Below are 11,088 nucleotides of genomic sequence, written 5' to 3'. Positions count from 1 at the left end.
AGGTGGACGCGTGAACGTGCGCATCGAGCCGAGCATCCTGTCGGCGGACTTCGTGAACCTCGAGGCCGAGGTCGCCCGGATCGCGTCGGCCGACGCGGTGCACGTCGACGTGATGGACAACCACTTCGTGCCCAACCTCACGTTCGGCCCGCAGATGGTCGGTCGGCTGCAGGCGGTGTCGGCCATCCCGCTCGACGTGCACCTGATGATCTCCGACGCCGACCGCTGGGCCCCCGGGTATGCCGAGCTCGGGGCGTTCTCGGTGACCTTCCACGCCGAGGCCGCGACCGATCCGGTGGCTGTCGCCCGTCGCCTGCGCGAGATCGGCTCCCGGGCGGGAATCGCCGTCAAGCCCGGGACCGACCTGACCCCGTACCTCGACCTGCTGCCCGAGTTCGATCAGATCCTGGTGATGACGGTCGAGCCCGGCTTCGGCGGTCAGAGCTTCATGGCCGACATGATGCCGAAGGTCGCCGCGGCCCGCGCCGCGATCGACGCGGCGGGGATCGACGTCTGGCTCCAGGTCGACGGGGGGATCTCACTCGACACGATCGGCGAGGCCGCCGAAGCGGGCGCGGACACCTTCGTGGCGGGCTCCGCCGTCTACGGCGCCGACGATGTCGAAGTCGCGATCGGTGACCTCCGCGCGGCGGCCGGAGCCCACCGGCACTGACGGAACTCGGAGACGGGGTCTGGTTGACTTGAGGCATGACTGACAAGAACAAGCCCGAGATCGACTTCTTCGAAGGCCCCGCTCCCACCGAACTCGTCATCACCGACCTCGAGGTCGGCGACGGCGCGGAAGCCACCCCCGGTGCCAAGGTGACCGTGCACTACCTCGGGGTCGACTTCGAGAGCGGAGAGGAGTTCGACTCCTCGTGGAGCCGCGGTCAGTCGATCGAGTTCCCCCTCAACGGGCTCGTGCGCGGCTGGCAGGAGGGCATCCCGGGCATGAAGGTCGGCGGACGCCGTCAGCTGGTCTGCCCGCCGGAGTGGGCGTACGGCCCCGTCGGCGGCGGTCACCGCCTCTCCGGCCGCACCCTCGTCTTCGTGATCGACCTGCTCGGCGTCGCCTGAGCCGTCGGTCGAGCCGCTAGCCCCAGGGCAGCGGTAGCACCTGCGCGTCGCCCTGCGGCGGGACCACGAGGATTCCCGTCGCAGCGGCGAGGCCGCGCATCATCGCCGCACCCGTCCAGCCCACTTCGTCGAGTCCGGCTCGAACCGGCACGAGCCGGGTGGCGTCGGGATGCCGGCGCACCGATTCCGGAACCGGCACCGTGACCAGCGGGGCGACGTCGCGTCCCGTGTAGCCGGCCACGAGCACGTCGCCGAGCGAGAGCAGCCCGAGCATCGCGGCGAGCGGATTCCCGGCCAGCCCGAGCACGAGCCGCCCGTCGGGGAGGCGGGCGAGCAGGGTCGGACCGCCGGGGCGGGCGTCGAGTCCGGGCACCAGGTAGAACGCGCCGAGGTCGTCGAGCGCCCGCCTCACGTGATCCGCGGACGAGCCGCCGGTCCCTCCCGTCGTGACGACGAGGTCGGCATCGGCGCCGTCGAGGGCCGCCACCGTCGCGGCGCGGTCGTCGCCGATGCGAGCACTCCCGGCGGGTGAGGCGCCGAGCATGCCGAGGATCGCGGGGATGGTCGCCCCGAAACTGTCACGCACCCGACCCGGCGCCGGGATGCCGGCGAGCACCACCTCGTCGCCGGTGAACACGGTCGCGACCCGGGGCGCGAGCGCGACCTCGAGCCGGTCGAGCGTCGACGCCGCGGCGAGGGCGACGTGCGCGGGGGAGAGCCGCGTCCCGGCGGCGACGAGCATCTCCCCGGCGCGGGCCTCCTCGGCGGGCGGCCGGACGTGGCCGCGGGTGTCCGGCGCGTCGAGCACCAGGCGATCCCCGTCGGGGTGCGCGTTCTCGCTGCGCACGACGGCGTCGGCCCCGACGGGGAGCAACCCGCCGGTCACGATCGGCGTCGCGTCTCCGGCGACGAGCGGTCCGGGTTCGCGCAGGGTCCACGGCGCGGGGCCGGCGACCGCCCAGCCGTCCATCGCGGCCGACGCGTAGTGCGGGATGTCGACCGCAGCGAGGATCTCGCGCCGCAGCACGCGACCGACCGCCCCGTCGAGCGGAACCGTCTCGGTGCCCAGAGTGGTCGCGGCGTGGCAGGCGCGGTCGCGCGCCTCGGCCCAGGGGAGGCGCCCCTCGTGGCTCACGATCGGCCGGCCGCGAGGTCCTTCGCGATCCGCGTGGCCTCGGCGGCCGCTGCGGCGGGATCCTCGCCCCTCGCGGCGGCCCGTCCGGCGGCGAAGCCGACGAGGTAGGTGGTGAGCGGGGCGGCGGGTCGCACGACGGCGTGCGCGGCGACGCCGGCGAGCCCGAGCACCGCCTTCACGTCGACCTCGGCGTCGATGCCGAGGGCGGCACGCACCTCGTCCGCCCAGACGTCGAGGATGCCCTCGGTCGGATCGTCGCTCATGAACGTGCCCCGGTCACGGCGACGGCGCCGAGTCGCGCCGCGTCGTCCCAGGTGTCGACGTCGTCGGTCGACCCGTCGGGCACGGTCGTCTCGGTCACCGCGAGTCCGTCGAGCAGGTCTCGCATCGACGCGTCGACGACGGTCGGCAGCCGGTCGAGCGCCGTCTGGAGGGCGGCCCGGTCGACCAGGAGCGCCAACTGCTGACGGCGGCCGGCATCGACGGCGATCGACCCGTCGCCGGAGAAGCCGGCGAGAAGCGCGGGCAGCGCCTGCGCGATGTGCGGCATGTCGCAGGCGAGGACCAGGACCGCGTCGGCCGTCCCGGGAAGTGCCCGCATCCCGGCTGCGATCGCGGCGACGGGGCCGGCGAAGGCGGGGTCCTCGCGAACGGCGACGACGGGTGCCGGGGCCTCATCTCCGACGACGATCACCGAGCTCACCCCGGCGCTGCGCACGGCACGCAGGGAGCGTTGCAGCAGCGTCTCGTCGTCGATGCGCAGGTTCCACTTGTCGGAATGTCCCAGCCGCGACGACCGACCCCCTGCGAGAATGAGAGCGTCGACGATCATGCCGAACACTCTAGGACGCGGGTTCGGAACAATCACTATCGTGATAGGTATTGCACATGGGAAGAATCACCGCGAGGAAGCGGATCACCCGGATCACCCTGGCCGACGACGGCGCTGACGCCACCGTCTCCCGGCGGGAAGACCTGCTCGCGGTCGAAGAACCGCTCGAGATCCGCGTCGGCGGGACCTCGCTCAGCATCACGATGCGCACCCCGGGTCACGACTTCGATCTGGCGACCGGCTTCCTGATCTCCGAGGGCGTCGTCGCCCACGCGACCGACATCGCCGCCATCCGCTACTGCGCCGGCGTCACCGAGGAAGGCGAGAACACCTTCAACGTGCTCGACGTGACCCTCGCGACGGGCGTCGCGGCGCCGGATCCGAGCCTCGAGCGCAACTTCTACATGACCTCGTCGTGCGGGTTGTGCGGCAAGGCGAGCATCGACGCCGTGCGCACCGCATCCCATCACCCGGTCGCCGGCGACGAGCTCGTGCTCGACGCGCACCTGCTGGCGACCTTCCCCGACCGGCTGCGCGCCGGGCAGGACGTCTTCGACAAGACCGGCGGACTGCACGCGGCCGCCCTCTTCGATGGACGCACCGGCGAGATGCTCGTGCTCCGCGAGGACGTCGGGCGGCACAACGCCGTCGACAAGGTCATCGGCTGGGCGCACGGCGAGGGGCTGCTGCCGCTCACCGGGATGGTGCTGCAGGTCTCGGGCCGGGCGAGCTTCGAGCTCACCCAGAAAGCGTCGATGGCTGGCATCCCGGTTCTCGCCGCCGTCTCGGCCCCGTCGTCGCTCGCCGTCGACCTGGCTGACGAACTCGGGATGACGGTCGTCGGCTTCATGCGCGGCCGCTCGATGGTCGTGTACGCGGGGGAGCAGCGGGTCGCCGTTCCCGAATTCGTGACGGCCGAGGCGGCGGGATGAGCGCCCGCAAGCCCCCCGTCGGCGCGAAGATCAACCGCGGTGCCGAGCCGACCGAGCCCGCGGCGTTCGCCGACATCTACCCCGACATCGAGATCGGCCACAACGAGCCCTGGGCCGTCGGAGTGCCGGCGATCCTCAACTCGATGGAGCCGGCGCTGCTGGAGATGGGCGTGGCGCGCACGGCGAAGCTCGCGCTCACCATCAACCAGAAGGACGGCTTCGACTGCATGAGCTGCGCGTGGCCCGACCCGGGCCACCGCAACACCCTCGAGTTCTGCGAGAACGGCATGAAGGCCGTCACCTGGGAGGCGACGCCGATCACGGTTCCGACCTCGTTCTGGACCGAGAACCCGATCCCGGTGCTGCTGGAGAAAGACGAGTACTGGCTCGGTCAGCAGGGTCGGCTCACCGAGCCGGTCTACAAGGCCGCCGGATCCGACGTCTACGAGCCGGTCTCCTGGGAGCGCGCGTTCGAGATCGTCGCCGAAGGCCTGGGCCGACTCGACAGCCCCGACGAAGCCGCGTTCTACACGAGCGGCCGCACCGCGAACGAGACGGCGTTCCTCTACCAGCTGTTCGTGCGCGCCTTCGGCACCAACAACCTGCCCGACTGCTCCAACATGTGCCACGAGTCGACCGGCACCGCGATGGGCGAGACGGTCGGCATCGGCAAGTCGACGGTCTCCTACGACGACTTCGGCAAGGCCGACCTGATCATCGTGCTCGGGCAGAACCCGGGCACCAATCATCCGCGGATGCTGTCGGCGCTCGAGGAGTGCAAGCGAGGCGGCGGGAAGATCATCGCCGTGAACCCGCTGCCGGAAGCCGGGCTCATCCGCTACAAGAACCCGCAGAAGGTGCGCGGCATCCTCGGCAAGGGCACCGCGATCGCCGACCAGTTCCTGCAGATCCGGGCCGCCGGCGACATGGCACTGCTGCAGCGCACCTCGAAGCGCGTGCTCGAGGCGGAGGCCCGCCATCCGGGAACGGTACTCGATCACGACTTCCTCGCCGAGCACGTCTCCGACTTCGACGCATTCGCCGCGCACATCGCCGACGTCGACGAAGCCGCGGTGATCGCCGCGACCGGGCTCACGAGCGACGAAATGGATGCCTTCGCCGACGCGTACCTCGCGGCCGACCGCGTGATCATCACCTGGGCGATGGGCATCACCCAGCAGAAGAAGGCGGTCGCGACGATCAAGGAGATCGTCAACCTCCTGCTGCTGCGCGGCAACATCGGCAAGCCCGGCGCCGGCGCCTCGCCGATCCGCGGCCACTCCAACGTGCAGGGCGACCGCACGATGGGCATCTTCGAGAAGATGCCCGAGTCGTTCATGGACGCCCTCGAGGCGGAGTTCGGCTTCCCGGTGCCGCGGGAGCACGGCCACGACGCCCTCAAGGCCGTGACCGGGCTCGCGAAGGGCGACGTCAAGGTCTTCGTCGCACTCGGCGGCAACTTCGTGGGCGCGATCTCGGATACCGCGATCGCGGAGGCCGCCATGCGCGGCGCGCAGCTCACCGTGCAGGTGTCGACCAAGCTCAACCGCTCGCACGCCGTCACCGGGCGGGAGGCGCTCATCCTGCCGACCCTCGGGCGCACCGAGGTCGACCTCCAGGCGACCGGCGCTCAGTTCGTGTCGGTCGAGGACAGCGTGTGCGCCGTGCACGCGAGCCACGGCGCGGTGAAGCCGGTCGCTCCGGGATTGAAGTCGGAGGTCGCGATCGTCTGCGGCATCGCGAAGGCAACCCTCGGCGACCGCTACGGCATCGACTGGGACGCGTTCGTGAACGACTACGACGTCATCCGCGACCGCATCTCGCGGGTCGTGCCGGGCTTCGAGAACTTCAACGCCGACATCCGCAAGGCGGCCGGGTTCATCCTGCCGAACGGTCCGCGCGACTCGCGCACGTTCAACACCCGCACCGGCAAGGCGATCATGACGGTCAACGAGCTCGAGCACCTGGAGCGCCCGGAGGGCCGCCTGATCCTGCAGACGTTCCGTTCGCACGACCAGTTCAACACGACGATCTACAGCCTCAACGACCGGTACCGCGGCATCAAGAAGGGCCGTGACGTCGTGTTCGTGAACCCCGACGACATCGCCGAGCTCGGCCTCGCCGACGGCCAGCGGGTCGACATCTTCTCGGAGTGGACCGACGGGGTGGAACGGGTCGTGCGCAACTACCGCGTGGTCTCGTATCCGAGCGCACGCGGCTGCGCGGCGGCCTACTACCCGGAGACCAACGTGCTCGTCCCGCTCGAGAGCGCGGCCGACGAGAGCAACACGCCGGTCTCGAAGGGCGTCATCGTGCGACTGGAGCCGGTGCAGGTGCCGGCCCGGTAACCTGGGCAGGTGAAGACCTTCGACGGGCTGTTCGAGGAGCTCTCGCGGACCGCGGCCGAGCGTCCCGAGGGGTCCGGCACCGTCGCGCAACTCGACGCCGGCGTGCACGCGATCGGCAAGAAGATCGTCGAAGAGGCGGCCGAGGTCTGGATGGCCGCCGAGTTCGAGAGCGACGAGCGCACGGCCGAGGAGATCTCGCAGCTGCTCTACCACCTGCAGGTGCTCATGCTCGCGAAGAACATCAGCCTCGAGGACGTCGGGCGACATCTCTGACCACGCGGGTTGAGTGCCGCGCGCAGCGCGGTGTACCGAAACCCACACTCCCGTCAGACCTTCCGACTGAAAGACTCATCCCGTGCTTCGAATCGCCGTGCCCAACAAGGGCACCCTCTCCGAGACCGCCGTGGACATGCTCCGCGAAGCGGGGTACGCGGTGCGCCGCGACCCCAAGGAACTCATCGTCTCCGACCCGCGCAACGACGTGGAGTTCTTCTACCTGCGCCCGCGCGACATCGCAACCTACGTGGGCTCGGGCGCGCTCGACGTCGGCGTGACCGGTCGCGACCTGCTGCTGGACTCGCACTCGACCGCGGTGGAGATCGAGGCCTTCGACTTCGGCGCCTCGACGTTCCGGTTCGCCGGACCGGTCGGAGCGTTCACGAAGCTCGGCGACCTCGCCGGCACGCGCGTCGCGACCAGCTATTCGGCGCTCGTCGGCGACTTCCTCGAGGCCGAGGGCGTCGCCGCGACCGTGGTTCACCTCGACGGGGCGGTCGAGTCGGCGGTGCGGCTCGGGGTCGCGGATGCCGTGGCCGACGTCGTCGAGACCGGCTCCACGCTGCGCAAGCAGGGACTGGAGATCTTCGGCCCCGTGATCCTGGAATCCACCGCCGTGCTGATCGCGGCGCGGGAGGACGTCGAGGGTCTCGCCACCTTCCGCCGCCGTCTGCAGGGAGTGATGGTCGCCCGCCGCTTCGTGCTGATGGATTACGACCTCCCGGCCGAGCTGATCGAGCAGGCGTCGAAGATCACGCCCGGCTTCGAGTCGCCGACGGTGTCGCCACTGCGCGACACCGGCTGGGTCGCCGTGCGGGTGATGGTGCCGCGCGACGACACGAACGAGATCATGGACACGCTCTACGCCCTCGGCGCGCGCGCGATCCTGGTGTCGTCGATCCACGCCGCGCGGATCTGACCGTGTCGGTCGCGGTCCGCGTCATCCCGTGCCTCGACGTCACCGAGGGGCGCGTGGTCAAGGGCGTCAATTTCGAAAACCTGCGTGACATGGGCGACCCGGTCGACCTCGCCCGCGCCTACTACGAACAGGGCGCCGACGAGATCACCTTCCTCGACGTGACCGCCACGGTGGATGCTCGCGACACCATGTACGCGACCGTCACGGCGACGGCCGAGCAGGTGTTCATCCCGCTCACGGTCGGCGGCGGGGTGCGCAGCCCCGAGGATGTCGCCCGGCTGCTCGCGAGCGGAGCCGACAAGGTCGGCGTCAACAGCGCGGCGATCGCCCGCCCGGAGCTCGTGGGCGAGATCGCCGACCGCTTCGGCGCACAGGTGCTCGTGCTGTCGCTCGACGTCAAGCGCAGTGCGCGCACGCCGAGCGGCTTCGTCGTGACGACGCACGGCGGACGCACCGAGACGGATCTCGACGCCCTGGCCTGGGCGCGGGAGGCGATCGAACGCGGAGCGGGCGAGTTGCTCGTCAACTCGATCGACGCCGACGGTACGAAGCAGGGCTTCGATCTGGAACTCGTCGGCCTGGTCCGAGAACTGAGCAGCGTGCCCGTGATCGCCAGCGGGGGAGCGGGCGCGGTCGGTCACTTCGCCCCCGCGGTCGCGGCCGGCGCCGACGCCGTGCTCGCCGCCTCCGTCTTCCACGGCGGGGAGCTGACCGTCGGCGACGTGAAGAATGCCCTCCGGGCGGAAGGGGTGGCGGTGCGATGACCCTTCGAGAGCCTCAGGACGGCGCTCAGGACGTCCTCGACAGAGTGCGCTTCGACGAGAAGGGGTTGCTGCCCGCGATCATCCAGGAGGAGTCGACGAAGCAGGTGCTCATGCTCGGCTACATGGATGCCGAGGCGCTGCGCCGCACGCTCACCGAGGGGCGCGTGACGTTCTGGTCGCGCAGCCGACAGGAGTACTGGCGCAAAGGCGACACGAGCGGCAACGCGCAGTTCGTCCGCGGGGCCGCGCTCGACTGCGACGGCGACACCCTTCTGGTCACGGTGCATCAGATCGGGCCCGCCTGCCACACCGGAGCACACGCGTGCTTCGACGTGGACCCGCTCGACCCGTTCGTCGACCCCCCGACCCTCGGTACAGTCGAAGGGTGACCACCACGACCTCCTCGGCGGGGACAACCTCCCGCGCCGAGTTCGCTGCGGCCCTCGCCGCGGGACACCGCGTCGTGCCGGTGCTGCGCCGCCTGTTCGCCGACGGGGAGACCCCGGTCGGCGTTTATCGCAAGCTCGCGGTCGGCAAGCCCGGGACGTTCCTCCTGGAATCCGCGGAGCAGGGCGGCATCTGGTCGCGATGGTCGTTCGTCGGGGTCGGCTCCCGGGGCGTGCTGACCCAGGACGGCGATCGCGTCACCTGGATCGACTACGGGCTGTCGGCATCCCGTGCCCTCGGCGACGACGTGCCCGCCGCGCCGCTCGACGCGCTCGCGCACCTCTATCGCCGGTGGAGCACGCCTCAGGTCGACGGGCATCCGCCGCTCACCGGAGGTCTCGTCGGGTTCATCGGCTGGGAGGCGGTGCGACAACTCGAGCGGCTCCCGCAGGTTCCCCCCGCCGACTTCGCGGTGCCCGGCCAGGCGCTCTCGTTCGTCTCGGAGCTGGTCGCCCTCGACCACCGCACCGGGTCGGCGATCCTGATCGCCGCCGCCCTCAACGACGGCGTCGACGACGAGCAGACCCTCTGGGCCGACGCTCAGCGACGTCTCGACGAGCTCCAGACCGGACTCGCCGCGCCGAGCGAGGCGTGGCTCGCCGAGGTCGACCTCGACGTGACACCCGAGCCGCGGCCGCGCACGAAGCGCGAGGACTTCCTCGCCGCCGTCGAACGGTCGCGGGAGTACATCCGCGACGGGGACGTCTTCCAGGTCGTCATCTCCCAGCGCTTCGATCACGAGATCACCGCCGAACCGATCGACGTCTACCGGGTGCTCCGCACGCTCAACCCGAGCCCCTACATGTACCTGCTCACGCTCGAGGCGCCGGACGGCTCCGACTACTCGATCGTCGGCTCCAGCCCGGAGGCCCTGGTCAAGGTCGCCGACGGTCGGGTCATCACGCATCCGATCGCCGGGTCCAAGCCGCGCGGTGAGACCCCGGAGAGCGACGTCGACCTCGCCGACGAGCTGCTCGCCGACCCCAAGGAGCAGGCCGAGCACCTCATGCTCGTCGACCTCGCTCGTAACGACCTCTCGAAGGTCTGCGTCGCCGGGTCGGTCGAGGTCACGGAGTTCATGCAGGTCGAGCGCTTCAGCCACATCATGCACCTCGTGTCCACCGTCGAGGGCGACCTCCGACCGGACGCGACAAGCATCGACGTCTTCCGGGCGACCTTCCCGGCCGGCACCCTGTCGGGAGCCCCGAAGCCGCGGGCGCTGGAGATCATCGACGAGCTCGAACCTGCTCAGCGCGGGGTCTACGGCGGTGTGGTCGGGTACTTCGGCCTCGCCGGCGACTCCGACCTCGCGATCGCGATCCGCACCGCGACGATCGTCGGCGGCATGGCGCGCGTGCAGGCGGGTGCCGGACTCGTCGCCGACTCCGATGCCGCGAGCGAGCATCAGGAGGCGCAGAACAAGGCCGCAGCCCCGCTGCGCGCTGTCGCGATCGCCAACGCGATGCGGCACCTGCGCTGAGCGGGAGCCGACCATGACCCCGTCCCGGCTGCGTCTGCTGGCGCTGTTCGCGCTGGCTGTGCCGATCCTGCTCACCGCCATCGCGAGCGGCGAGAGCGCCGCGTTCGGCGCCCTGGCGCTCGCGTCGGCGGCCGGCGGGTTCGCCATGCTGCTCGCCGGACCGGTGTTCCGCATCATCCTGTCCGTCCTCATCGCCTTGCTCGGCGCCTGCGTCGTGCTCGTCGCCGTGGTCACCCCGGAGAGCAGCGGGCTCGAGGCCCTCGCGCTCGTCGCGGGCGTGCTCCAGGTTCTCGCCGGGGGGTGGGTCGCGACGACGGTGCGCCGCTGGCCGACCGGGGGATCGAAGTACTCGCGCACGCGTCTGGACGGGGATCCGGCCAGCGACTGGGACTCGCTGAGCGCGGGCGACGACCCCACCGACGATCGATAGACCCCGCCGACCATCGATAGACTGGCTGCGTCCGCTGCGCGATCAGCGCGCCCGCCGGAAGAAGGAGCACCCCGAAGTGAGCGACGAGAACGAGCCCGGCCACGGCAATTCGCCCGCGGCCTGGGTCGCCGTGATCATCATGTTGGTCGGTATCGCGGGCGGCACGCTCGCCTTCTGGTTCGACCAGCCGGTGCTGGTCTTCGCCTCGGTGGGCGTCGTCGTGCTCGGACTGATCGCCGGTCTCGTGCTCGCGAAGCTCGGTTACGGCGTCAACGGGACGCGCTACGCCCCGAAGAGCCATTCCTGACCTGCTCGCGGAGCTCGTCGCCGGGGCGATCGACGACGCTGCCGGTCGACGCGCCGCCCTGCCGCTGACCGCGGTCGAGGCCGCCGCGCTCGCCCGCCCGGCCGCCCGGGACGCTCTCGCGGCCCTGGCGCCGAGCGACCG

At 70.9% G+C, this 11,088-nt stretch carries 14 protein-coding genes; 11 read left to right on the top strand and 3 right to left on the bottom strand.

Going from position 1 to position 11,088, the window contains the following annotated elements; all coding sequences use genetic code 11:
* The first annotated feature begins 10 nt into the window (after positions 1–10).
* Both rpe and ACILQS_RS12955 read left to right on the top strand, forming a co-directional pair.
* A complete protein-coding gene (rpe, locus tag ACILQS_RS12960) occupies positions 11–673 on the top strand; it encodes a ribulose-phosphate 3-epimerase (RefSeq protein WP_395640547.1) in 663 nt (220 codons plus the stop codon).
* 35 nt (positions 674–708) lie between these two features.
* Entirely contained in the window at positions 709–1,077 is a 369-nt protein-coding gene (locus ACILQS_RS12955) for an FKBP-type peptidyl-prolyl cis-trans isomerase (protein ID WP_395640546.1), read from the top strand.
* Between the two features lie 16 nt (positions 1,078–1,093).
* On the opposite strand, the gene ACILQS_RS12950 is transcribed toward ACILQS_RS12955, so the two are convergent.
* From ACILQS_RS12950 to ACILQS_RS12940, 3 genes are read right to left on the bottom strand one after another with little or no spacing between them, the layout of a single operon-like run.
* Positions 1,094–2,212 carry a molybdopterin molybdotransferase MoeA gene (locus ACILQS_RS12950; RefSeq protein WP_395640545.1) on the bottom strand — a complete coding sequence of 373 codons (1,119 nt, stop codon included), beginning with the start codon at positions 2,210–2,212 and terminating at the stop codon, positions 1,094–1,096.
* Positions 2,209–2,475, bottom strand: a complete 267-nt coding sequence (locus ACILQS_RS12945; protein ID WP_395640544.1) for a DUF6457 domain-containing protein — start codon at positions 2,473–2,475, stop codon at positions 2,209–2,211. Before ACILQS_RS12945 ends, ACILQS_RS12950 begins: the two co-directional genes overlap by 4 nt.
* Entirely contained in the window at positions 2,472–3,044 is a 573-nt protein-coding gene (locus ACILQS_RS12940; RefSeq protein WP_395640543.1) for a molybdenum cofactor guanylyltransferase, read from the bottom strand. Before ACILQS_RS12940 ends, ACILQS_RS12945 begins: the two co-directional genes overlap by 4 nt.
* A gap of 56 nt (positions 3,045–3,100) precedes the next feature.
* On the opposite strand from ACILQS_RS12940, the gene fdhD reads away from it, so the two are divergent.
* The 9 genes from fdhD (at position 3,101) to ACILQS_RS12895 (ending at position 10,947) form a co-directional block, all read left to right on the top strand.
* Positions 3,101–3,976: a formate dehydrogenase accessory sulfurtransferase FdhD gene (gene fdhD, locus ACILQS_RS12935; protein WP_395640542.1), complete on the top strand. Its 876-nt coding sequence runs from the start codon at positions 3,101–3,103 to the stop codon at positions 3,974–3,976.
* Positions 3,973–6,324, top strand: coding sequence for an FdhF/YdeP family oxidoreductase (locus ACILQS_RS12930; RefSeq protein ID WP_395640541.1), 2,352 nt, complete (start codon positions 3,973–3,975; stop codon positions 6,322–6,324). The genes fdhD and ACILQS_RS12930 overlap by 4 nt, the downstream gene beginning before the upstream one ends.
* Positions 6,325–6,333: 9 nt before the next feature.
* A complete protein-coding gene (locus ACILQS_RS12925; RefSeq protein WP_395640540.1) occupies positions 6,334–6,597 on the top strand; it encodes a phosphoribosyl-ATP diphosphatase in 264 nt (87 codons plus the stop codon).
* A gap of 82 nt (positions 6,598–6,679) precedes the next feature.
* Positions 6,680–7,519 (top strand): ATP phosphoribosyltransferase, encoded by an 840-nt coding sequence (gene hisG / locus ACILQS_RS12920; protein WP_395640539.1) that lies wholly within the window; start codon positions 6,680–6,682, stop codon positions 7,517–7,519.
* 2 nt (positions 7,520–7,521) lie between these two features.
* Positions 7,522–8,283 carry an imidazole glycerol phosphate synthase subunit HisF gene (gene hisF / locus ACILQS_RS12915; protein ID WP_395640538.1) on the top strand — a complete coding sequence of 254 codons (762 nt, stop codon included), beginning with the start codon at positions 7,522–7,524 and terminating at the stop codon, positions 8,281–8,283.
* Positions 8,280–8,672 (top strand): phosphoribosyl-AMP cyclohydrolase, encoded by a 393-nt coding sequence (gene hisI, locus ACILQS_RS12910; RefSeq protein ID WP_395640537.1) that lies wholly within the window; start codon positions 8,280–8,282, stop codon positions 8,670–8,672. The genes hisF and hisI overlap by 4 nt, the downstream gene beginning before the upstream one ends.
* Entirely contained in the window at positions 8,669–10,210 is a 1,542-nt protein-coding gene (locus ACILQS_RS12905) for an anthranilate synthase component I (protein ID WP_395640536.1), read from the top strand. The genes hisI and ACILQS_RS12905 overlap by 4 nt, the downstream gene beginning before the upstream one ends.
* Positions 10,211–10,223: 13 nt before the next feature.
* Positions 10,224–10,640, top strand: a complete 417-nt coding sequence (locus tag ACILQS_RS12900) for a Trp biosynthesis-associated membrane protein (protein ID WP_395640535.1) — start codon at positions 10,224–10,226, stop codon at positions 10,638–10,640.
* 76 nt (positions 10,641–10,716) lie between these two features.
* Complete coding sequence (locus ACILQS_RS12895) at positions 10,717–10,947, top strand: DUF6704 family protein (RefSeq protein WP_395640534.1); 231 nt, start codon at positions 10,717–10,719, stop codon at positions 10,945–10,947.
* The last annotated feature ends 141 nt before the right edge of the window (positions 10,948–11,088 follow it).

The organism is Pseudolysinimonas sp. (genome assembly GCF_044239695.1).
Lineage (GTDB): Bacteria > Actinomycetota > Actinomycetes > Actinomycetales > Microbacteriaceae > Pseudolysinimonas_A.
Note: the sequence above shows the minus strand (reverse complement) of the source record. Positions and strands in the feature narration are given on the sequence as shown.

Excerpts from the sequence above, each read along its gene's own strand:
- ACILQS_RS12955 (WP_395640546.1), top strand. The coding sequence starts at position 709 with ATGACTGACAAGAACAAGCCCGAGATCGACTTCTTCGAAGGCCCCGCT.
- ACILQS_RS12945 (WP_395640544.1), bottom strand. The coding sequence starts at position 2,475 with ATGAGCGACGATCCGACCGAGGGCATCCTCGACGTCTGGGCGGACGAG.
- ACILQS_RS12940 (WP_395640543.1), bottom strand. The coding sequence starts at position 3,044 with ATGATCGTCGACGCTCTCATTCTCGCAGGGGGTCGGTCGTCGCGGCTG.
- fdhD (WP_395640542.1), top strand. The coding sequence starts at position 3,101 with ATGGGAAGAATCACCGCGAGGAAGCGGATCACCCGGATCACCCTGGCC.
- ACILQS_RS12930 (WP_395640541.1), top strand. The coding sequence starts at position 3,973 with ATGAGCGCCCGCAAGCCCCCCGTCGGCGCGAAGATCAACCGCGGTGCC.
- hisI (WP_395640537.1), top strand. The coding sequence starts at position 8,280 with ATGACCCTTCGAGAGCCTCAGGACGGCGCTCAGGACGTCCTCGACAGA.
- ACILQS_RS12900 (WP_395640535.1), top strand. The coding sequence starts at position 10,224 with ATGACCCCGTCCCGGCTGCGTCTGCTGGCGCTGTTCGCGCTGGCTGTG.